Source organism: Lutibaculum baratangense AMV1 (assembly GCF_000496075.1).
GTDB lineage: Bacteria > Pseudomonadota > Alphaproteobacteria > Rhizobiales > Tepidamorphaceae > Lutibaculum > Lutibaculum baratangense.
Genome location: NZ_AWXZ01000012.1, coordinates 24,300 through 43,991 on the forward strand (window position 1 = coordinate 24,300; position 19,692 = coordinate 43,991).

A 19,692-nucleotide genomic window follows, 5' to 3' on the forward strand; every position below is an offset into this window, starting at 1 on the left:
ATCTCGAACTCCGCCGGCTCACCGGTACTTCAGGACTTCCATCAATTCTTCGACGATCTCGTCCGTGTCGCCGCGCTCGTGCGCCGTGACGACGTGATCGCGCAGATGGCTGCGCAGGACGAGATCGCCGACCTTGTCGAGCGCGCCCTCGACCGCCTTCACCTGCTTCAGGACGTCGACGCAGTAGACGCCGTCGTCGTCGAGCATGCGCAGGATCCCTTCCACGTGCCCGCGCACGGAGAGGAGGCGGCGGCGCGCGTTCGCCCGCGCCTCGTTGTCGAGGCGCAGGCAGTGACTTTGGCCGGCATGGCCGTGGGTCGCGCTCATAGGGGTCTTGCCTCGTAGCCTGCGACCTCCACGGCGGCCACCAGGGCTTCGACCGGAGCCGTCCCCTCCACGGTGGCGCGCCCGGAGGCGATATCGATCTGCCGAACGGCCGTCACGCCGTCGACGCCGGCGAGCGCAGCCTCGACGGTGGCCCTGCAGTGGCCGCAGCTCATGCCTTCGATCTGAAGCGTCGTCATCCATTTCCCTCATCATCCACCCCACCTGGGGTGGGGTATTTTCCCCCCAGCAGGTAGGCTGCGGGGAGCTCGACGTCAAGGGCGGTCGCGGGCTTCGCGCGAACGGAGGGTGCTCGTCGGAGGCGGAGCGACAGCGCCGGCTGCCTTTCGCGGGCGACGCGGGGTCGCGCATTCCATTAGCTCGGCTTTTACCGGAATTGCATCGAGCGCTTCGCGGCGCCGCGAAATGCTGTATGAACGACGCGTGCCTGTTCCCTGGTAGCTCAGTTGGTAGAGCGAGCGGCTGTTAACCGCTAGGTCGTTGGTTCGAGCCCAACCCGGGGAGCCACATCACGCGACGGACGGACCGCTACTGCGCCGGCGAGAGCGCGAGCCTCAACCCGGTCTCGTCGTAGGGCTTGCGAAGAACCGCCATTCTCGGCGCGACCTCCTCCCCCACCTCCTCCGGGCACACCTCGTGGCCCGACGCGAACACGACCCGCAGGTCCCGCGACTGCCCACACGCCTCGCGGGCGAGTTCGAGGCCGGATCGATCAGGCAGCCCGATATCCGTGAGGAGCACGTCGATCGGCTGCCTCTCGAGCGTCGCCAGCGCCTCGGCCGCGCTTCCTGCCTCGACGACCTCGTGTCCGAGATCGGCCAGCATGTCGGCCGTCGCCATGCGGATGAGAACGTCGTCCTCCACGAGAAGCACGCGGAGCGCATCGCTTCCGCCGTCCTTCGCGTCCCCGCACGCCGGCATTTCCCGCGAGCCCACCCGGGGTGGGGTACGATCCAGCACCTCCCGGACCTTTCTGGCGAGTTCCTCGCGGGGATAGGGCTTGCTCAGGAGGTCGACTCCCGGATCGAGTCTGCCCTCGTGGTCGATCGCGTGCCGCGTGTAACCTGAGGTGAAGAGCACCGCGACACCGGGCAGGATCGTCCGGGCGCGATCCGCCAGATCGACGCTGCGGACGGGACCCGGCATCACGACATCCGTGAAGATCAGGTCGATCTCCGCGCCACTCTCCAGGATCTCGAGGGCACTCTGGCCGTCTTCTGCCTCCAGCACCGTATAGCCGAGATCCGTCAGCATCTCGACCGCAGTCTGCCGCACGCTCTCATCGTCCTCGACGACCAGGACCGTCTCTGTGCCGCGGCTGGCGGGGGCGGGCTCGATCTCCGGAAGGATCTCCTCCGGCGCTTCGCTCATCGGCAGATAGAGCCGGATCTTGGTGCCGCGCCCCACCTCACTGTCGATCGTCACGTAGCCGCCCGACTGCCGCACGAAGCCGTAGACCTGGCTCAGGCCGAGGCCGGTGCCGCGTCCCTCGGGCTTGGTGGTGAAGAACGGATCGAAGGCCTGTTCGATCACCTCCGGCGTCATGCCGCAGCCCGTGTCCGTCACCGCCAGCACGACGTAGCGACCGGGTAGGACGTCGTCCACGCCGAGCCGGTTGCCGAGCGCCTCGGTTCCGATCTCGACGGTCAGCCTGCCCTGCCCGTCCATCGCGTCGCGCGCGTTGATGGCGAGGTTCAAGAGGGCGTTCTCGAGCTGCGCCGGGTCGACGAGGGTGTTCGCATCGGCATCCCGAGCGACGATCTCGAGGTCCACTCCCTCGCGCAGCGCGCGGCGGAGCATGTCGTCCAGCCGCTGCACCAGGCGCACCGGATTGATGACCTTCGGCGCGAGCGGCTGGCGGCGGCCGAAGGCCAGGAGCTGCGCGGCGAGGGTCGCGCCTCTGGCCACGCCCGCGAGCGCGTTCTGCAGGCGCTGCGCGACCCTGGGATCCTCGGCGACGTCCTTCGCCAGCATCTGCAGATTGCCCCCGATGATCTGCAGGAGGTTGTTGAAGTCGTGAGCGACGCCGCCCGTCAGCCGACCGAGGGCCTCCATCTTCTGAGCCTGGCGCAGCGCTTCCTCGTTCCGCTGCAACTCCTCCGTGCGCGCCGCCACCTCCTCCTCGAGGCGGGCATTAAGTTGCTGCAGGGCCTGCTCCGCCTCGCTCCGCTGGGCGATCTCGCGCTCGGCCGCCCCGAACAGACGCGCATTGTCGATCGCGACCGCCGCCTGCGCGGCCAGGCCGAGCGACAGCCTCTCGGACCGCTCCGTGAAGATGCCGGGCTCCGGATGGCCGAAGAGGAGCCCGCCCAAGACGTCTCCGGAGCGGGACCTGACGGGCACGGCGAGATAGCTCCGCACGGGGAGGTGCCCGGCCGGCATCGTCGGGCCGGGGAGAGATCCGTCGCTCGTGACGTCGTCGGAGCGCACGACGCGCTCGCCCCGGAAGGTCGGCTCGAAGAGCTTCGTGATCCTCGGCATCGGAAAATGGGCGAACGCATCGACCGACGCGCCCGACAGGCTGTAGAGCATGTAGCGGTCGTCGCTTCCCGACACGGTGTTGTAGAAGAACGCGCCGAACGATGCGCCGGTTAGGGCGACACCGGCATCCGTGACCTTCTGCACCACGCGCTCCAGATCGAGCTCGGCTGCGACCGCCACGTTCGTCTGGTTGAGAATCTCGAGAAGCCGCGTCTCCTCGCGGAGGGCCGCCTCGGCCAGGCGCGTCTCGGTGACGTCGACATTGACGCCGATCATGCCGGTGAACTCGCCCGCCGGGCCGAAGCGCGGCTGGGCCTGCGTATGCAGGGTTCGGAACTCTCCGTCGATCCGCCTGAAGCGGGCCTCCACATCGAAGCCGCTGTGCCGCTCCATCGCCTCGCGGTAGGGCTCCCAGAGCGACTGCGCATCGTCCGGGTGCAGGGTCCTGGACCAGTCGAAGCCATCGGGATCCGCTACGTCCACCCCCCAGAAGTCGCGCTGGGCCCGGTTGAGATAGACGCAGCCGCCGCGCTCGTCGCTCATCCACAGCATGACGGGGGCGCTTTCGGCGACGAGGCGGAACCGCGCCTCGCTCTCCTGCAGCGCGAGCTCGGCCCGCTTCAGATCCGTCAGGTCGTGGCCCTGAACGAAGATGCCGTCAACGGTGCCGCCGCGACCGCGAATGGGCTGGTAGACGAAGTCGAGAATGCGCTCCTCGGCAAGCCCGCTCTCCTCGGAACGGAGCATGACGGGGACGTTGCGGCCGACATAGGGTTTTCCGCTCGAGTACACCTGGTCGAGAATGTCGATGAAGCCTTGCGAGGCGATCTCCGGAAGCGCGCTCACGAGGTCGAGCCCCAGGATGCTCCGCCGCCCGACGAGCGAGAGATAGGCCTCGTTCGCCAGCGTGAAGACGTGGTCCGGCCCCTGCAGGACCGCCATGAAGCCCGGCGCCTGCTCGAAGAGACCCCGCAGATGGTCGCGCTCCTCCTCGAGGATCCTGCTGCGATCCTCGACCTGCCGCGCGTGCCGGAAGACCTCTCCCTCGACCTGGGTCGACAGCGTGCCCGTCCGGGTGTCGGAGGTCGCCTGCCGCAGGAGGTGCAGCTCGGTCACGTCCACCGTGTGCTGCAGGATGTAGGCGACCTTGCCCTCGCCGTCACGGAGCGGCGTGTGGGTGGCGCTCCAGTAGCGCTCGGCGACACCGCCGTCGGGCGAGCGGATGTCGTAGTGGATGAGAGGGATGTGATCCCGCTCGCCCGTCCGCAGAACGCGGACGAGGGAGGCGCGGAGCCGGGCGCCGTTCTCCGACTCCGGCGGGCTCGGGAAGGCCTCGAACATCTCGCGCCCGAGGATCTCCTCGCGCGAGCGCATCGTCACCCGCAGATACGCCTCGTTCATCCAGACGATGACGAACCGGGAATCGAGAAGCACGTAAGGGTTGGGCGACACGTCGAGCAGCGCGGCGGCATCGAGTGGGGGGCCAGGACGCAGGGTGTTCAAATTCGTTCTCGACTGCCCGTGTTCACCGATCGCCCCGCAGGCGAGTCACGCGACACCATCGCACGGCCGGCCATCGAAGCGGAAGCCTCGGCCGCTCCCCGGGCGCCGCAGCCGGCCGCCGGTGGCGCGGACGCTTCATTCCGAGGGCGAAAGCGACGCCGCCACGCTCACCTCGGCCCACGCCTCGCGCAGACCGGTGATGTCGATCCTCGTCTCCCTGCCGTCGGCCAGCCGCAGAACGAGGTTGCCGACCCGGGCCACGCGCTCGAGCAGCTCTTTCGGGACCCCGTCGATCGAGCCACCGCCACGACAATCATCGCCGGGCCGGAGCGTCAGTTCGTACGTCACGCGGTGGCACTCGGGGCCGACCGTGAGCAGCCCCACACCGGTCAGGCGCCCCGTTTCCACGCATCGTCTCCCACCATGCTCCGAGCGGTCCGCACCCGGGCCGCGTGCTCTGACGATTGTCGAGAAGGTCCCGCTGGGGAGGCTCCTCCAGCGTCAACCCCTGGAACGGCGACCGGGTCGAAACGGTTTCTCTCTGACTTAAGATGACGCGTGGGAGAGTAGAGACATGACGGACCGAGATCGCGAGCGGACAGGAGCCAGGGACCCAAACCTCGACAGGGACCCCACCTTCGACCCCGCCACGGGCCGCCCCGCAGCCAGCCCCGACCCCATTGCCCCGACCGGCGCCCCGCATACCGGCGCCCCATCTGGACGCGGGCGCGGCTCGCAGAACTGGATCTGGATCGCCGCGGCCGTGCTGGTGGTCCTGTTCCTCGTCTGGGGCGCCTCCGGCTGGTTCGGCCAGGGCGTCGACACGACGCCCGGCACAGCGACCGCGCCGACCGAGACGGCACCGGGCACGGGCACGACCGGCATGGGCACGACGCCCGGAGCCGAGGCCCCGGCCACCGAGCCCGGCGCGGGCCTGGAGACGGCGCCCGGCACCGAGGCGCCCACAACGGACCCCGGCGCGGGGACGGCGAACTGACATCGCCCCTCGCCGCCGATGGACGCCGATCTCCTGGACCGGGAGTGGCGGGAATACACCTCCGCCGGTCTGCGCGGCCTTGGCACGCGGGCCCTCGAACGCGGTGACCACGAGACCGCCGGCATGGCGGCGAGGGCCTGGGTCTGCCTGACGAGCGGGCAGTTCGATCCCGCGAAGGTGGAGATAGGCGCCTGGCCGCTACTGGGGCTGCAAGACGCAGGCTCGCGCGCGTCGCGGGCCTGTGAGGTGAGGAATAGGGGAGCCGCGCAGGACAGCGGTGCCGCAGGTCGGCCGACGCACGCCGCTCCGGGAGAACGCGGCCCTCGGCTCCCGAGACATCGTGGAGGCGATCGCTATCGTGGCTCTGACGGTGGGATGGCGCGCCGGGGAAGATTCGAACTCCCGACCCCCAGATTCGTAGTCTGGTGCTCTATCCAGCTGAGCTACCGGCGCCAAGTCGCTCGCGTGTGACCGTCGAAACGGTGCCGCCGCCGCGGCCGGTGCCGTCGGCGTCTTGCGAGCGTGGCGATACCTAATGGGCTTCGGCGGCGAATGCAAGCGGTGATCTCGCGACTTCGCGAAGGCCGCGCGCCGAGGGCCCGTCAGGCGCTGCCCGTCGCCCGCTCGCTCGGCTTCGGCCGGGCATGAAGCTCGACGATGCGGTCGGCGATCTCGATCAGGAAGGTCGCGCCGAGCGTGCCCTCCGCGAGGCGGATCGAGCCGTGATGCGCCGTCACGATCTCCGCCGCGATCGCGAGGCCGAGGCCCGTGCCGCCGGTCCGCCGCGAGGTCTGGAACGGCTCGAAGAGCCGCTCGCGCACGCGGGCCGGAATGCCGGGCCCCGTGTCGGACACCTCGATGACGGTGACGCTGCCCTCGCGCCTCGCCGCGATCCTGAGCGTCGGCTCGCTGCCCCCCGCGCCGGCCTGCATCGCCTCGATGGCGTTGCGGCCGAGATTCATGAGGACGCGGAAGAGCTGGTCGGTGTCGGCGTCGATCTCGAGCCTCCGGTCGATCGCCGTCACGAGGACGATATCGCCGCCCATGTTCGGCTCGAGCGTCTCGGCGACCTCGTCGACGATCGGCGCGAGGCGGACGCGCTGGCGCTGCGGCGGCGTCTCGCGGGCCGAGCCGTATTTCAGCGTGTCCGAGCAGAACGCGACGGCGCGGTCGAGGGTGCGCACGAGCTTCGGGGCGAGGCGCTGCGCGAGCGGGTCGTCGACCGTGCCGACCCTGTCGACGACGAGCTGCGCCGAGGCGAGGATGTTGCGGAGGTCGTGGTTGATCTTCGAGACGGCGAGGCCGAGGGCGGCGAGCCGGTTCTTCTGGCTCAGCATCGAGGCGAGCTCGCGCTGCATGCCCGCCATCTCCCGCTCGGCGACGCCGATCTCGTCGGACCGGCCGGAGGGCGTGATGATGCGGTCGCCGTCCTCGGGATCCGCCCGGAAGGCGAGCATGGCTTCGGTGAGGCGGCGCATCGGCCGCACGAGCAGCCAGTTGAGCGAGAGATAGACGAGCGCGGCGGTGATCACCGAGATGATGATCGACAGCGTCAGGATGTTCGTCGAGTAGGTGAACATCGCCTGCCGCAGCGGCGTCTCGTCCATGACGATCTCGATGAAGTCGCCCGGCTGCGCGCCGTGGCTGCCGACGACGCGGATCATCCGGCCGGGGGGGCTCGCGAGTGTGGCGAAGGCCCACCTGATCTCGCCCACGACGTCGAGCTCGCGCAGGTCGAAGGTCGCGTCGATGGTCGGCGGCATGTCGGAGAGGGCGAGCAGCCGGCGCGCGCCCCCCTCCTCCTGGACGACCATCTGCGCGCCGACCTTGTCGAGGAGCCGCAGCTCGAGCTCGCGCGGCACCATGCGGTCGGGCGACGCCTCGAGGACGAGGGCGGCGAGCCGCGCGGCATCGATTCGCTCGGCGAGGAAGCTGCGTCGGAAATTCGCGATCGAGGGCACGTAGATCAGCACCTCGCTGACCATCACGAAAACGGCCGTCAGCAGGAGGAGCTTCGCGGACAGGCCGGGCCGGCGCGGGCCCGCGCGGCCCTCGCCGCTGGCTCCAGTCGCTTCCCCTCTGGCCACCTCGACGTCCTTCCACGCTCTCTCGCGCCCTCGGGCGACGAGGGCACGGGACGGCAGGCCGGCCGCCCTTCAGCCGAACAGCCTTAGAGCGGAAAGGATGCGCCGGGTCCAGGGGTTAGTCAAACCGGGCTTGTAGTGTTCATACGCGGCGCGCTTCGAGATCTCGCCGAAGTTCGGATAGGGGTCGACGAGCTCCGTCATCGCGCGGATGCCGAGCCTGCGGGCCAGGGCGGGCGCCCAGACCTGGACGAGGGCGTCGGCGTCGGCGCCGACGATGCCGAGGATGCGCCCCCTGTCCGACACGACGACCTTGATGTGCCCTCGTGTCGCGCGATCGGCCCGGGCGCGGTCGTTCTCGGCATAGGCCGAGCGCAGCACCTTCACCCGGTGCCCCGCCTGCCGCGCCTCCTCCTCCGTCAGCCCCACCTGCGCGAGGGGCGGATCCGTGTAGGTGACGCGCGGAAGGTGCCCGTAGCTCGCCTTCGCGGGAATGCGGAACAGGGCGTTCCGGATGACGATCCCGGCATGGTAGCTCGCCACATGAGTGAATTGCGGGCCCCCCGCCACGTCGCCGGCGGCGAAGACGCGCCTGTTCGTCGTGCGCAGCCTGGCGTCGAGCTGCCGCCGCTTGCCGTCATGCGCGATCCCGGCCGCTTCGAGCCCCAGCCCCTCGAGCACGAGCCGGCGACCGACCGCGATCAGGGCCTTCGAGGGGACGCAGCCGGTGTTGAGGCACTCTCCGCCCATCCGGTCGCGCTCGATCAGCACCGTGGAGACGCCGAAGGCAGAGGCGGTGGCGGCGACGGAGAGCCCGGTCGACCCGGTGCCGATGATGCAGATGTCGGGCCGCAGACGCTCAGCCATGCCAGCCAATCCGCTCTTCGCCCATCGCGTTCCCCTCGGCCCCGCGCGACCCCGCGCCGCCTCTGCCGCACGCGCCAGAGCTTCTTCACGACGGCGGGCACGAGCGCCAGGACGCCGAGCGCCGCGAGCGCCATGAGCAGCGTCGGGGTGACGAGGCGCGAGAGCTCGAGCGTCACGCCGCATTCATCGCCCTCTGCCGCACGGCAGGCCTCCAGCGCCTCGGCCTGCTCGGCCTCCACGCTGCCGAGGCCCGCCCCGATCGCGGAGAAGGCGAAGGTGGCCGGGGCGCTCTCGACGAAGGTCGTGACGACGAAGGCGCCCGAGGCCGAGCAGGGCCGGGGCCGGGTTGACGAGCCAGAAGGGGAACACGGGCACGAGGCGCAGGAAGAGTAGGTAGCTCGCGGCATCCTCGGTAAAGCCGGCGCGCAGGGCCTCGAGGCGCGGCCCGGCGCGCTCCGCCAGCGTCTCGCCGAGCGTCGTGCGCGCGACGAGGAAGAGGAGCGAGGCCCCGAGCGTCGCCGCCACGAGAGTGACGAGGCCACCGGTCAGCCAGCCGAAGAAGAGCCCTTCCGCAACCGTCAGCACGAGCCCGCCGGGGAGCGAGAGAGCCACCGCGACGACATAGACGCCGGCGTAGACCAGGAGCCCCGCGAGCCGGTGGTCGGCGAGGAACGCCTGGAACGTCGCGTAATGCTCAACGAGGGCTTCGGACGTCAGGTAGCGCAGCGCGCCGGAGAGCCAGACGAAGGCGGCGAGCGCGACGACCCGCGGCGAGAGCCAGCCAGCTCGCGCGACGCCCGGCGCCCATCCCGCTCTCCCGCGCCATTGCCGACCGCTCCTCCGCGGCGCGTTGCGCCGACCATCTCATCCGCCGGCGCCTTCGCCGGTCCCACCACATGGCATCTAGCACAGCCGGAGCGGCCAGCGGCCGGTCTCACCGGCATTTGACAGGCCGTGTAATCAGCGCCTCGTGCGCGCTCCCGCGTTGACTTCGCCCCGCTTCGTCCCGTATATGCCGGGCGAAACTACGTCGCCCCTCGCGCCGCAGCCCGGCCGCGTGCGACGTCGCGTTGTTTCCGGCGGGCGAGCCGAACCCGGTAACGACGTGCGATCAGAATGACAATCCAGTCGGAGCAGGCACCGTGAAGCGGACATATCAACCCTCGAAACTCGTGCGTAAGCGCCGCCACGGCTTCCGCGCGCGCATGGCCACGAAGAACGGCCGCAAGGTCCTCGCGCGTCGCCGCGCCCGCGGCCGGAAGCGGCTGTCCGCGTAAGCGTTCAGAGGTCGACCACATGCGCGAGCGCCCCGGGGCGCAGCCGGAGCGTTCCGGCGAGCAGCCGGGGCGATTGCGCAAGCGCCGCCAGTTCCTGGCGGCCGCCCGCGGGGAGCGCGCCGTGACGCCCACGCTCATATTGCAGGCTGTCCGCCGCGAGGGCGAGGAGACCTGCCTCGGCTTCACGGTCAGCCGGAAGGTCGGAAACGCCGTCGAGCGGAACCGCGTGAAGCGGCGGCTGCGGGAGGCGGCCCGCGCGCTTTCGCCGCGCCACGCAGAGCCCGAACGTCACTACGTTCTCATCGGGCGGCGCGACACCCTGACCGCCAGCTACGATTCCATACTGCAAGACCTGGCCCGCGCCTTCAAACGGGCGAACAAGCGCACCGCCGCCGTCAAGGACCCCTCCGATGGATGACAGTCGCAACTACATCATCGCGATCGTGCTCTCGATCCTCATCCTCGTGGGGTGGCAGTACTTCATCGTCGGACCGCAGACCGAGCGGCAGCAGGCGACGATAGAGGCCCAGCAGGAGGCGCAGACAGGCATCCCGCAGCCGCAGTCGTCAGCGCCGGGCACTCCGGCGGCCCCGGGCGCGCCTTCGGACCACGCCAGCCCGACCACGATGACCCGCGACCAGGCGCTGCAGCAGGGGCCCCGCGTCCCGATCCGGACGCCGTCGATCGAGGGCTCGATCTCCCTCGTCGGGGCGCGCATCGACGACGTCGTGCTGCGCGACTACCGGGTGACGGTCGAGCGCGACAGCCCGAACGTCGTCCTCCTGTCGCCCTCGGGCGCGCCGCTGCCCTACTACGCCGAGCAGGGCTTCGTCTCCGCAAACGCCGGCCTCGCAGACCTTCCGAGCTCGCGGACGGAGTGGGAAGCGCCGGAAGGCGCGGAGCTGACGCCGGACACGCCCGTCACCCTGACCTATCGCAGCGAGAGCGGGCTCGTCTTCCAGCGGACGATCACGGTCGACGAGAACTACATGTTCACGGTGTCCGACACCGTGACCAACGAGGGCGGCGAAGCCGCCACCTTCAGCCCCTACGCTCTCGTCTCCCGCCACGGGCTTCCGAGCGATCTCGAGAACTTCTTCATCCTTCACGAGGGCCTGATCGGCGTGCTCGGGGAGCATGGCCTGAAGGAGGTCGATTACGACGACGTCGCCGGCGAGCCCGCCCAGCAATTTGCCGCCACCGGCGGCTGGCTCGGCATCACCGACAAGTACTGGGCCGCGGCGCTCGTGCCGCCGCCGGACGCGCACTACCAGGCGCGGTTCTCGTCGGGGACCGCCACGGGCGGCAAGATCAGCTACCAGTCCGATTACCTGCTCGATCCCATCGAGATCGCGCCGGGCGCGACCGCGAGCGTGGAGAGCTACGTCTTCGCGGGCGCCAAGCGCACCGACCTTCTCGATTCCTACGAGGCGACGCTCGGGATCGAGCGGTTCGAGCTCCTCATCGACTGGGGCTGGTTCCACTTCATCACGAAGCCGCTCTTCAGCGTCCTCCACTTCTTCTCGGGCCTCGTCGGCAATTTCGGCGTCGCGATCCTGATCGTGACCGTGCTAGTGAAGGCGGTCTTCTTCCCGCTGGCCAACAAGAGCTACGTCTCGATGAGCCGGATGAAGCTCGTCCAGCCGAAGATGATGGAGATCCGGGAGAAGTACAAAGACGACCGGATGAAGCAGCAACAGGAGATGATGGAGCTCTACAAGAAGGAGAAGATCAACCCTCTCTCCGGCTGCCTGCCCATCGTCGTCCAGATTCCGGTCTTCTTCGCGCTCTACAAGGTGATCTTCGTCACGATCGAGATGCGGCACGCGCCGTTCTTCGGCTGGATCCAGGACCTCTCCGCGCCGGATCCGACGACGTTGTTCAACCTGTTCGGGCTCATTCCGTGGAGCCCGCCCGAGCTTCTCATGGTCGGCATCTGGCCGATCATCATGGGCATCACGATGTGGGTGCAGATGCGGCTGAACCCGCCCCCGCCGGATCCGACCTCGGCGATGGTGTTCAACTGGATGCCGCTGATCTTCACCTTCATGCTGGCGCGGTTCCCCGCGGGCCTCGTCATCTACTGGGCCTGGAACAACACGCTCTCGGTGCTCCAGCAATACGTCATCATGCGGCGCCAGGGCGTGAAGCCGGACATCCTCGGCAACATCAGGGCGAGCTTCAGCAAGTCCAAGCCCGACAACGACTCCGACGGGTCGAGCGGGGGAAGCGGCACGGCCGCGAAATCGGGCGCCGGGAAGTAAGGGTCGAGCCAGGATGCAGAGCGCCGGCGGGGAGGACGGGGATCGGGACGAGGCGCCACAGGCGCCCGGCCACCATTTCCTCTTCTCCCGTCCCGCCGCCTTCCTTCGGGGCGCCCGCGTGATCGGCGACCTGCCGCCGCCCGACCTCCCGGAGGTCGCCTTCGCCGGGCGCTCGAACGTCGGCAAGTCGAGCCTCATCAACGCGCTGGCGGGCCAGGGCGATCTCGCCCGCACCTCGAACACGCCCGGGCGCACGCGGGAGCTCAACTTCTTCGACCTCGACGGTCGCCTGAGGGTGGTCGACATGCCGGGCTACGGCTACGCCAAGGCTCCGAAGGCCGAGATCGCCCGCTGGACGAAGCTCATCTTCCAGTTCCTGCGCGGGAGGGTCGAGCTGCGGCGCGTCTACGTCCTGATCGACGCGCGGCACGGGGTGAAGGCGAACGACGAGCCGATCTTCAAGACGCTCGACGAGGCGGCGGTCTCCTACCAGGCTGTGCTGACGAAGGTCGACAAGCTGAAGCAGGCCGAGGTCGCCAAGGTGGTGGAGAGCGTGGGCAAGGCGCTCGCCAAGCACCCCGCCGCCCATCCGCACGTGATCCTGACATCCTCCCAGACGGGACAGGGCATCGAGGAACTGCGCGCCGAGATGGCCGCTTTCGCCCTGGCGCCGACAGACGGCGAAGGCTGAACGAGAAGACGCGAAGGGAGAAGCGCTTGTCCGAGATCACGCCCCACGATCATGCGCGCATCCTCGCCGAGGCGCTGCCCTACATGCTGCGCTACGACGAGGAGACGGTCGTGGTGAAGTATGGCGGCCATGCGATGGGCGACGCCGAGCTCGCCCGCGCCTTCGCGGCCGACATCACCCTGCTCAAGACTTCCGGCATCAATCCCGTCGTCGTGCATGGCGGCGGCCCGCAGATCGGCCGCATGCTCGAGAAGCTCGGCATCCAGTCGGAGTTCCGGGCGGGCCTGCGCGTGACCGACCGGGCGACGGTCGAGATCGTCGAGATGGTGCTCGCTGGCGGGATCAACAAGGAGATCGTCGCGGCGATCAACCGCGAAGGCGGCAAGGCGGTCGGGCTGTGCGGCAAGGACGGCAACATGGTGTTCGTCCGCAAGGCGACGCGCAAGGTCGTCGATCCGAACTCCAACATCGAGAAGGTCGTCGATCTCGGCTTCGTCGGCGAGCCGGAGCGGGTGAACCCCTCCGTCATCGACATGGTCTCGAAGGCCGACCTGATCCCGGTCATCGCCCCGGTCGCGCCGGGCGACGACGGCGAGACGTACAACGTGAACGCCGACACCTTCGCGGGCGCGGTCGCCGGGGCGATGAACGCCAAGCGCCTCCTGTTCCTCACCGACGTGCCGGGCGTGCTCGACAAGGACAGGAACCTGATCTCGGAGCTGACCGTGGCGGAGGCGCGCCGCCTGATCGCCGACGGCACGATCTCCGGCGGCATGATCCCGAAGGTCGAGACCTGCATCGAGGCGCTCGATCGCGGCGTCGAGGGCGTCGTCATCCTCGACGGCAAGGTTTCCCACTGCGTACTCCTGGAGCTGTTCACCGAACATGGCGTCGGCACACTCATCACGCGCTGAGGATCCGCTCTCGCCGTTCGACACGGTCGAGAGCTGGGTCTTCGACCTCGACAACACGCTCTATCCCCCGCGCTCGAACCTGTTCCAGCAGGTCGACGACCGGATGGGCCGGTTCATCGCGGCGCTTCTCTCCTGCGACCGCGTGGAGGCGCGGCGGGTGCAGAAGGACTATTACCGCCGCTACGGCACGACGCTGCGCGGGCTGATGAGCGAGCACGGCATCGACCCCCACGACTTCCTGGCCTTCGTCCACGACATCGACCACTCGCCGATCGAGCCCGACCCCGCGCTCGGCTCGGCGCTGGCGCTCCTGCCGGGCCGCAAGTTCGTGCTGACGAACGGGTCGCGCAGCCACGCCGAGGCGGTGCTCGCGCGGCTGGGGATCGGCGAGCATTTCGAGGATCTCTTCGACATCATCGCCGCGGAGTTCGAGCCGAAGCCCGCGCGGCGGCCCTACGAGAGCTTCCTTTCGCGCCACGGCATCGAGCCGGCCCGCGCGGCGATGTTCGAGGACCTGCCGCGCAACCTCGAGGTGCCGCACGAGCTCGGCATGCTGACCGTGCTCGTCACCGGCGACGCGACCGAGACGGCGGGACACCGGGCGGACTGGGAACAGACGACCGGCGAAAGCTACGTCGACCACGTGACCGACGACCTCGCGCAGTTCCTGGTCAGCGTGTGCGAGAGGATCGGCACGGGCGCTCCCTCGCGCGATTGACTCCCCCCGCGCGCCGGATAAGGTCCGCCGCGACCGAAGTGACACGCATGGGGACGACACAGCCTATGGACGCATCAGCCATTCAGCAGACGATCGACGCCGCCTGGGAAAACCGGGCCGAGGTCTCGCCGGCCACCGAGGGCGAGGTGCGCGTCGCGGTGAACGAGGCGCTGCGCCTGCTCGACGCCGGCGAGGCCCGCGTCGCCGAGCCGCGGGACGGCGGCTGGGTCGTCAACCAGTGGCTGAAGAAGGCCGTCCTCCTCTCCTTCCGCCTCAACGACATGACCACCATCTCCGGCGGCCCCGGCGGCGCTAGGTGGTGGGACAAGGTGCCCTCGAAGTTCGACGGCTGGGGCGAGGACGAGTTCCGCCAGGCGGGCTTCCGCGCCGTTCCGAACTGCACCGTCCGCCGCTCCGCTTTCATCGCGAAGGGCGTGGTGCTGATGCCGAGCTTCGTCAATGTCGGCGCCTATGTCGACGAGGGCACGATGATCGACACCTGGGCGACAGTCGGCTCCTGCGCGCAGATCGGCAGGGACTGCCACATCTCCGGCGGCGCCGGCATCGGCGGCGTCCTCGAGCCGCTGCAGGCCGATCCCGTCATCATCGAGGACAATTGCTTCATCGGCGCGCGCTCCGAGGTCGCGGAGGGCGTGCGCGTGCGGCAGGGCTCCGTCCTGTCGATGGGCGTCTATCTCGGCGCCTCGACGAAGATCGTCGACCGCACGACCGGCGAGGTCTATCGCGGCGAGGTCCCGCCCTATTCGGTGGTCGTCCCCGGGACGCTGCCGGCGCAGGGAGCCGCCGGCGACGCGGCGGCGCCGAGCCTCTATTGCGCCGTCATCGTGAAGCGGGTCGACGAGCAGACCCGCTCGAAGACCTCCATCAACGACCTTCTGCGCAACTGATGCGTTTCCTTCACGAGGACCGCCATCCGGTGGCCTCCATTGCGCGGTGACGGCTTGAACGAACGCCCCACACCCCAGGACCATTCGCCGCCGCCGCCGAGCCGGAGCGCGGACCTGTCGGCCTTCGCCTGGCTCCTGTTCCGCCTCGACGGCCGGATCGGCCGGGAGGCCTACTGGCTCGGCCTCCTGCTCGTCTTCGCGATCTTCGGCATCGCGGGCGACCTTGTGGCCGCCGACCTCGAGCCGGAGGCGGCGCTGAACGCGCTCCTTCCGCTCCTCCTCATCGGCATGTGGAGCCAGATCGCGCTGATGGCGAAGAGGTGCCACGACCGGAACCTGTCCGGCTGGTTCGCGCTCATCAGCCTCATCCCGATCGTCGGCCTCGCCTGGTCGGTCATCATCGGCGTCCTGCCGGGCGACGCGGGGCCGAACCGCTTCGGCCCGGAAAGGGACGTGCGGCCGCCGCGCTGAGGAGATCGGCCGTGACGGCCGCCGCGCACAGGAACGGCTCCGGCCGCATCCGGACCGGGCGCATCGGCCTCACACTTCGCGTTGACCGGCCGTTCGGGCGTGGCTAGATCAACCACATGACCGACATCGCGAAGCTCGATCCGACCGACCCCCTCGCCCTCGCCGAGGCGCTGATCAAGTGCCCGAGCGTGACGCCCCAGGAGGGCGGCGCGCTCGCGCTGGTGGCGGACGTCCTGAAGGATCTGGGCTTCGTCAGCCAGCGCCTGACCTTCGCCGACGAGAACACCCCCGACGTCGAGAACCTCTTCTCGCGGCTGGGCACGAGAGGCCCGACGCTCTGCTTCGCGGGGCATACGGACGTGGTGCCGCCGGGCGACACGTCGCGCTGGACCCGGGATCCGTTCGCCGCCGAGGTCGCCGACGGACGGCTCTACGGCCGCGGCGCCGTCGACATGAAGGGCGCCGTCGCCTGCTTCATCGCCGCGACGGCACGCACGGTCGCCGCGCACGGCGCCCCGAAGGGCTCGATCGCCTTCCTCCTGACGGGCGACGAGGAAGGACCGGCGATCAACGGCACCCGCAAGGTCCTGGCCTGGATGAAGGAGCTCGGCGAGGAGATCGACCACTGCCTCGTGGGGGAGCCGACGAACGTCGCGGCGCTCGGCGACACGATCAAGATCGGGCGGCGCGGATCACTCTCCGGCACGATCGAGATCGTCGGCCGGCAGGGGCACGTCGCCTATCCCGAGCGCGCCGCCAATCCGTGCCGGGCGATGGTCGAGCTCCTGGCGCGGCTGATGCACGAGCGGCTCGACGACGGGAACCGGCACTTCCAGCCCTCGAACCTCGAGATCACGTCGATCGACGTCGGGAATCCCACGCACAACATCATCCCGCCGCGGGCGCAGGCGAGCTTCAACATCCGCTTCAACGACCGCCACACCCCGAAGAGCCTCATGGCGCTGATCGGGCGCCTCGTCGACGAGCGCGTCGACGGCACCCGGTTCAGGGCGAAGGTCACGTATGAGCCCAATCCCGGCGACTCCTTCCTGACGACCGCCGGCGGGTTCGTGGACGCGATGCGGGAGGCGGTGAAGGGCGCGACCGGCCACGAGCCGGAGCTCACGACGGGAGGCGGCACCTCCGACGCCCGCTTCATCAAGGACCACTGCCCCGTGCTCGAGTTCGGGCTCGTCGGCGACACGATGCACCAGATCGACGAGAACGTGCCGGTCGCCGACCTCGAAACGCTCACGAGGATCTACCAGCGTCTCATCCAAGGCTATTTCGCGCGTCTCGGCGGCTGAACACCCGTGATCACATGCTGAACCCTTCGGAGGTCGCCACGGGAGTCTCGGCCGCGTGGCGCGTGTTCCTCGGGCGGCCGCACCCGCTCGACGGGCTCGACATGACGGTCGAGGGCTTCTGGCGGTCCTTTCTCGCGCCGCTCCTGGCGCTGCCGCTCTACGTCCTGCACGTCATGGCCGAGCACCGGCTGATCCTCGACATGCTGCCGGAAGGCGCGGCGATCGAGGAGGCGGTCTTCGCGCTGTCGCGCACCGTCGGCTTCCTCGCCGATCTCGCGGCGTTCCCGCTGCTGATGGCGTTTCTCGCGCGGCCGCTGGGGATCGGCAGGGCCTACGTGCCGCTCATCGTCATCTTCAACTGGACGGCCCCGCTGATCGCGGTGCCCCTGTCGCTGCCCTCGATCCTGCTCGGCACGGGGATGCTCGGGCCCGAGCCCGCAACCCTCCTCCTGCTCGTCGCCCTCGTTCTCGCCATCGCCTGGCGCTACCGGGCGGCCAGGGCAGCCCTGGGTGGCCTGCCGGCCATGGCCGCGGGACTGGTGGCGCTCGACTTCCTCCTGTCGATCGTGCTCAGCCAAACGATCAGCAGGATCGCCGGCGTCTGAGCACCCGCAAGACCCGCCTCAATAGTCCACGCGCTCGAGATAGAGGCCGTCCGGTGGCGCGACGGGGCCGCAGGCCTTGCGGTCGCGCGCCCGGAGCGCCCGGCCCATCGCACCCGGCCCCCATTTCCCCTCGCCGACGAGCTTCAGCGAGCCGACCATCGAGCGCACCTGGTTGTGCAGGAACGACCGAGCGACCGCCTCGACCACGACGGTGTCGACCTCGCGGCGCACCGTGAGGCGCTCGAGCGTCTTCACCGGCGACTTCGCCTGGCATTCCGTCGAGCGGAAGGTCGTGAAGTCGTGCAGGCCGACGATTTCCTGCGCCGCCTCGTCCATCGCATCGGCGTCGAGCGGGCGGGCGACGTGCCAGACGCGGTGCCGCTCGAGCGCCGGATGGGCGCGCCGGTTGAGGATCAGGTAGCGGTAGGCCCGCATCGTGGCGCTGAACCGCGCGTCGAAATCGTCCGCGACCGCCTCGGCCTTCAGCACCGCGACCGGCTCTGGCCGCAGATGGGCGTTCGCGGCGTCGCGTATCGTGTCCTCCGGCCAGGCGCGCGAGAGGTCGATATGGGCGACCTGGCCCGTGGCGTGGACCCCGGCATCGGTGCGGCCGGCGCCGTTGACGCGGATCTCCTCGCCGGAGAAGCGGAAGACCGCCTCCTCGAGCGCCTGCTGCACGCTGCGGCCGTTCGCCTGACGCTGCCAGCCGACGAAGGGCGTGCCGTCATATTCGATGGTCAGCCTGTAGCGCGGCATCGGCGGGATCAGCCGAGGAGGTCGCCGGGGGCGATCCTGCGGCCGCGGGCGAAATCGGCGAAGGCCATCGGCTTGCCGCCGGCCGGCTGCACCTGCAGGAGGCGCACGGCACCCTCGCGGCACGCAACGTTGCCGTCGTCGTCGAGGATCATGCCGGCCTCGCCGAAGCCCTCGCCCCGCGTCGAGCGCAGCACCTTCACGCGCTCGCCCGCGACCTCGAACCAGGCGCCGGGAAACGGCGAGAGGCCCCGAATGTGGTCGTGGACCTCGGCGGCCGGCCGCGCCCAGTCGATGCGCGCCTCCGATTTCTCGATCTTGCGCGCGTAGGTCACGCCCTCGCCGGACTGCGGCGTCTCGCCGAGCGACCCGCGCGAGAGGGCGGCGAGCGCCCGGCCCATCAGATTGGCGCCGAGGCGCGAGAGCCGGTCGTGCAGCTCGCCGGCCGTCTCGTCGGCGCCGATCTCGACCACCTCCTCGAGGCAGACGGGGCCGGTGTCGAGCCCCTCCTCCATGCGCATCGCCGCCACCGCCGTCTGCCGGTCGCCCGCCATGATGGCACGCTGGATCGGGGCGGCGCCGCGCCAGCGCGGCAGCTTGGAGGCGTGCAGGTTGAGGCAGCCTTCCGCCGGCGCCTCGAGAACGGCCTTCGGCAGGATCAGCCCGTAGGCGACGACCACCGCGACGTCTGCATCGAGTTCGCGGAACGCCTCGACCTCGGCCTCATCCCTGAAGTTCAACGGCGTGCGCACGGGAAGCCCGACCTTCGCCGCGGCCTCGGCGACCGGACTCTGCCGCTCGGACATGCCGCGGCCGGCCTTGCGGGGAGGCTGGGTGTACACGGCCACGACCTCGTGGCCGTGCCCGACGATCTCCATCAGCGTCGGCACGGCGAAATCGGGCGTGCCCATGAAGACGACGCGGAGCATCGGATGCCTTCCCTGCAGAGAGTGCCGATCAGCCGGCGAGGCGCGTTCCGTCGCGGCGCGCCTGCTTGGCGAACTTCTTCGTCACGCGGTCGCGCTTCAGCTTCGAGATGTGGTCGATGAAGAGGACGCCGTTCAGGTGGTCGACCTCGTGCTGGACGCAGGTGGCGAGGAGGCCGTCGCACTCGAGCTCCTGCTCGCGTCCCTCGCGGTCGAGGAACCTGACGCGGCAGCGGGCCGGGCGCTCGACCTCCTCGTAATATTCGGGGATCGACAGGCACCCCTCCTCGTAGACGGAGGTCTCCTCGGAGGTCCAGGTGATCTCGGGATTGACGAGGAACAAGGGCCGCGGCTCCTCCTCTTCCTTCGCGAGGTCGATCACCACGAGCCGCTTCGGTATGCCCACCTGGATCGCCGCCAGCCCGATGCCCGGCGCGTCGTACATCGTCTCGAGCATGTCGTCGAGGAGGCACCGCACTTCGTCGTCGACCGCCTCGACCGGCTCGCATGTCGCGCGGAGGCGCGGGTCTGGCAGGATCACGAGGTCGCGGACGGTCATGGCGGGCGGGTCTTCTTGCGGC

The 19,692-nt window shown here is 69.7% G+C and carries 21 protein-coding genes and 2 tRNA genes; 12 read left to right on the forward strand and 11 right to left on the reverse strand.

Annotated features, from left to right (window positions below):
* Nucleotides 1-18: 18 nt before the first annotated feature.
* Both N177_RS01985 and N177_RS01990 read right to left on the reverse strand, forming a co-directional pair.
* Entirely contained in the window at nt 19-327 is a 309-nt protein-coding gene (locus N177_RS01985) for a metal-sensitive transcriptional regulator (RefSeq protein ID WP_023430544.1), read from the reverse strand.
* The gene (locus N177_RS01990) at nt 324-524 is read right to left on the reverse strand and encodes a heavy-metal-associated domain-containing protein (RefSeq protein ID WP_023430545.1); all 201 of its coding nucleotides are present in this window, start codon (nt 522-524) and stop codon (nt 324-326) included. The genes N177_RS01985 and N177_RS01990 overlap by 4 nt, the downstream gene beginning before the upstream one ends.
* Before the next feature lie 252 nt (nt 525-776).
* Here N177_RS01990 and N177_RS01995 point away from each other — a divergent pair.
* Nucleotides 777-852: transfer RNA gene (locus N177_RS01995), tRNA-Asn, on the forward strand.
* Nucleotides 853-873: 21 nt separating this feature from the next.
* On the opposite strand, the gene N177_RS20390 is transcribed toward N177_RS01995, so the two are convergent.
* Entirely contained in the window at nt 874-4,329 is a 3,456-nt protein-coding gene (locus tag N177_RS20390) for a hybrid sensor histidine kinase/response regulator (RefSeq protein WP_051402213.1), read from the reverse strand.
* Between the two features lie 135 nt (nt 4,330-4,464).
* The gene (locus tag N177_RS02005) at nt 4,465-4,737 is read right to left on the reverse strand and encodes a hypothetical protein (RefSeq protein ID WP_152527813.1); all 273 of its coding nucleotides are present in this window, start codon (nt 4,735-4,737) and stop codon (nt 4,465-4,467) included.
* 166 nt (nt 4,738-4,903) lie between these two features.
* Here N177_RS02005 and N177_RS21245 point away from each other — a divergent pair, with 166 nt between their 5' ends.
* Nucleotides 4,904-5,326, forward strand: coding sequence for a hypothetical protein (locus N177_RS21245; RefSeq protein WP_152527814.1), 423 nt, complete (start codon nt 4,904-4,906; stop codon nt 5,324-5,326).
* 376 nt (nt 5,327-5,702) lie between these two features.
* Here N177_RS21245 and N177_RS02015 read toward each other — a convergent pair.
* The 4 genes from N177_RS02015 to N177_RS20870 form a co-directional block, all read right to left on the reverse strand.
* Nucleotides 5,703-5,779, reverse strand: a tRNA-Arg gene (locus tag N177_RS02015).
* Nucleotides 5,780-5,928: 149 nt separating this feature from the next.
* Complete coding sequence (locus N177_RS02020) at nt 5,929-7,311, reverse strand: sensor histidine kinase (protein WP_081718331.1); 1,383 nt, start codon at nt 7,309-7,311, stop codon at nt 5,929-5,931.
* 171 nt (nt 7,312-7,482) lie between these two features.
* A complete protein-coding gene (locus N177_RS02025; protein WP_051402214.1) occupies nt 7,483-8,277 on the reverse strand; it encodes an FAD-dependent oxidoreductase in 795 nt (264 codons plus the stop codon).
* Between the two features lie 183 nt (nt 8,278-8,460).
* Nucleotides 8,461-8,889 carry a TVP38/TMEM64 family protein gene (locus N177_RS20870; protein WP_023430552.1) on the reverse strand — a complete coding sequence of 143 codons (429 nt, stop codon included), beginning with the start codon at nt 8,887-8,889 and terminating at the stop codon, nt 8,461-8,463.
* 530 nt (nt 8,890-9,419) lie between these two features.
* Here N177_RS20870 and rpmH point away from each other — a divergent pair.
* From rpmH to N177_RS02080, 10 genes are all read left to right on the forward strand, one after another.
* Nucleotides 9,420-9,554 carry a 50S ribosomal protein L34 gene (gene rpmH, locus N177_RS02035; RefSeq protein WP_023430553.1) on the forward strand — a complete coding sequence of 45 codons (135 nt, stop codon included), beginning with the start codon at nt 9,420-9,422 and terminating at the stop codon, nt 9,552-9,554.
* Nucleotides 9,555-9,573: 19 nt separating this feature from the next.
* Nucleotides 9,574-9,972, forward strand: coding sequence for a ribonuclease P protein component (gene rnpA / locus N177_RS02040; RefSeq protein WP_023430554.1), 399 nt, complete (start codon nt 9,574-9,576; stop codon nt 9,970-9,972).
* The gene (gene yidC, locus N177_RS02045) at nt 9,965-11,818 is read left to right on the forward strand and encodes a membrane protein insertase YidC (protein WP_023430555.1); all 1,854 of its coding nucleotides are present in this window, start codon (nt 9,965-9,967) and stop codon (nt 11,816-11,818) included. Before rnpA ends, yidC begins: the two co-directional genes overlap by 8 nt.
* A gap of 13 nt (nt 11,819-11,831) precedes the next feature.
* Nucleotides 11,832-12,509 carry a ribosome biogenesis GTP-binding protein YihA/YsxC gene (gene yihA, locus N177_RS02050; RefSeq protein ID WP_023430556.1) on the forward strand — a complete coding sequence of 226 codons (678 nt, stop codon included), beginning with the start codon at nt 11,832-11,834 and terminating at the stop codon, nt 12,507-12,509.
* An 83-nt stretch (nt 12,510-12,592) separates the two neighbouring features.
* Nucleotides 12,593-13,423 (forward strand): acetylglutamate kinase, encoded by an 831-nt coding sequence (argB, locus tag N177_RS02055; RefSeq protein WP_081718332.1) that lies wholly within the window; start codon nt 12,593-12,595, stop codon nt 13,421-13,423.
* Nucleotides 13,395-14,141, forward strand: a complete 747-nt coding sequence (locus N177_RS02060) for a pyrimidine 5'-nucleotidase (RefSeq protein ID WP_023430558.1) — start codon at nt 13,395-13,397, stop codon at nt 14,139-14,141. The genes argB and N177_RS02060 overlap by 29 nt, the downstream gene beginning before the upstream one ends.
* Nucleotides 14,142-14,206: 65 nt before the next feature.
* Nucleotides 14,207-15,049 carry a 2,3,4,5-tetrahydropyridine-2,6-dicarboxylate N-succinyltransferase gene (gene dapD / locus N177_RS02065; RefSeq protein WP_023430559.1) on the forward strand — a complete coding sequence of 281 codons (843 nt, stop codon included), beginning with the start codon at nt 14,207-14,209 and terminating at the stop codon, nt 15,047-15,049.
* 54 nt (nt 15,050-15,103) lie between these two features.
* Entirely contained in the window at nt 15,104-15,520 is a 417-nt protein-coding gene (locus N177_RS02070) for a DUF805 domain-containing protein (RefSeq protein ID WP_023430560.1), read from the forward strand.
* A gap of 116 nt (nt 15,521-15,636) precedes the next feature.
* Nucleotides 15,637-16,827, forward strand: a complete 1,191-nt coding sequence (dapE, locus tag N177_RS02075; protein ID WP_023430561.1) for a succinyl-diaminopimelate desuccinylase — start codon at nt 15,637-15,639, stop codon at nt 16,825-16,827.
* Between the two features lie 14 nt (nt 16,828-16,841).
* On the forward strand, nt 16,842-17,432 hold the full coding sequence (locus tag N177_RS02080; RefSeq protein WP_023430562.1) for a hypothetical protein: 591 nt from the start codon (nt 16,842-16,844) through the stop codon (nt 17,430-17,432).
* Nucleotides 17,433-17,450: 18 nt separating this feature from the next.
* Here N177_RS02080 and truA read toward each other — a convergent pair whose 3' ends face one another.
* From truA to def, 3 genes are read right to left on the reverse strand one after another with little or no spacing between them, the layout of a single operon-like run.
* Nucleotides 17,451-18,188: a tRNA pseudouridine(38-40) synthase TruA gene (gene truA, locus N177_RS02085; RefSeq protein ID WP_023430563.1), complete on the reverse strand. Its 738-nt coding sequence runs from the start codon at nt 18,186-18,188 to the stop codon at nt 17,451-17,453.
* 8 nt (nt 18,189-18,196) lie between these two features.
* A complete protein-coding gene (fmt, locus tag N177_RS02090; RefSeq protein WP_023430564.1) occupies nt 18,197-19,114 on the reverse strand; it encodes a methionyl-tRNA formyltransferase in 918 nt (305 codons plus the stop codon).
* 28 nt (nt 19,115-19,142) lie between these two features.
* Entirely contained in the window at nt 19,143-19,670 is a 528-nt protein-coding gene (gene def / locus N177_RS02095; protein WP_023430565.1) for a peptide deformylase, read from the reverse strand.
* Nucleotides 19,671-19,692 lie beyond the last annotated feature (22 nt).

What these genes read in the sequence shown, in the direction of transcription:
- N177_RS01985 (WP_023430544.1), bottom strand. Translation starts at nt 327, where the DNA reads ATGAGCGCGACCCACGGCCATGCCGGCCAAAGTCACTGCCTGCGCCTC.
- N177_RS01990 (WP_023430545.1), bottom strand. Translation starts at nt 524, where the DNA reads ATGACGACGCTTCAGATCGAAGGCATGAGCTGCGGCCACTGCAGGGCC.
- N177_RS21245 (WP_152527814.1), top strand. Translation starts at nt 4,904, where the DNA reads ATGACGGACCGAGATCGCGAGCGGACAGGAGCCAGGGACCCAAACCTC.
- N177_RS02020 (WP_081718331.1), bottom strand. Translation starts at nt 7,311, where the DNA reads ATGGTCAGCGAGGTGCTGATCTACGTGCCCTCGATCGCGAATTTCCGA.
- N177_RS02025 (WP_051402214.1), bottom strand. Translation starts at nt 8,277, where the DNA reads ATGGCTGAGCGTCTGCGGCCCGACATCTGCATCATCGGCACCGGGTCG.
- rnpA (WP_023430554.1), top strand. Translation starts at nt 9,574, where the DNA reads ATGCGCGAGCGCCCCGGGGCGCAGCCGGAGCGTTCCGGCGAGCAGCCG.
- yidC (WP_023430555.1), top strand. Translation starts at nt 9,965, where the DNA reads ATGGATGACAGTCGCAACTACATCATCGCGATCGTGCTCTCGATCCTC.
- yihA (WP_023430556.1), top strand. Translation starts at nt 11,832, where the DNA reads ATGCAGAGCGCCGGCGGGGAGGACGGGGATCGGGACGAGGCGCCACAG.
- argB (WP_081718332.1), top strand. Translation starts at nt 12,593, where the DNA reads ATGCTGCGCTACGACGAGGAGACGGTCGTGGTGAAGTATGGCGGCCAT.
- N177_RS02060 (WP_023430558.1), top strand. Translation starts at nt 13,395, where the DNA reads ATGGCGTCGGCACACTCATCACGCGCTGAGGATCCGCTCTCGCCGTTC.
- dapD (WP_023430559.1), top strand. Translation starts at nt 14,207, where the DNA reads ATGGACGCATCAGCCATTCAGCAGACGATCGACGCCGCCTGGGAAAAC.
- dapE (WP_023430561.1), top strand. Translation starts at nt 15,637, where the DNA reads ATGACCGACATCGCGAAGCTCGATCCGACCGACCCCCTCGCCCTCGCC.
- N177_RS02080 (WP_023430562.1), top strand. Translation starts at nt 16,842, where the DNA reads ATGCTGAACCCTTCGGAGGTCGCCACGGGAGTCTCGGCCGCGTGGCGC.
- truA (WP_023430563.1), bottom strand. Translation starts at nt 18,188, where the DNA reads ATGCCGCGCTACAGGCTGACCATCGAATATGACGGCACGCCCTTCGTC.
- fmt (WP_023430564.1), bottom strand. Translation starts at nt 19,114, where the DNA reads ATGCTCCGCGTCGTCTTCATGGGCACGCCCGATTTCGCCGTGCCGACG.
- def (WP_023430565.1), bottom strand. Translation starts at nt 19,670, where the DNA reads ATGACCGTCCGCGACCTCGTGATCCTGCCAGACCCGCGCCTCCGCGCG.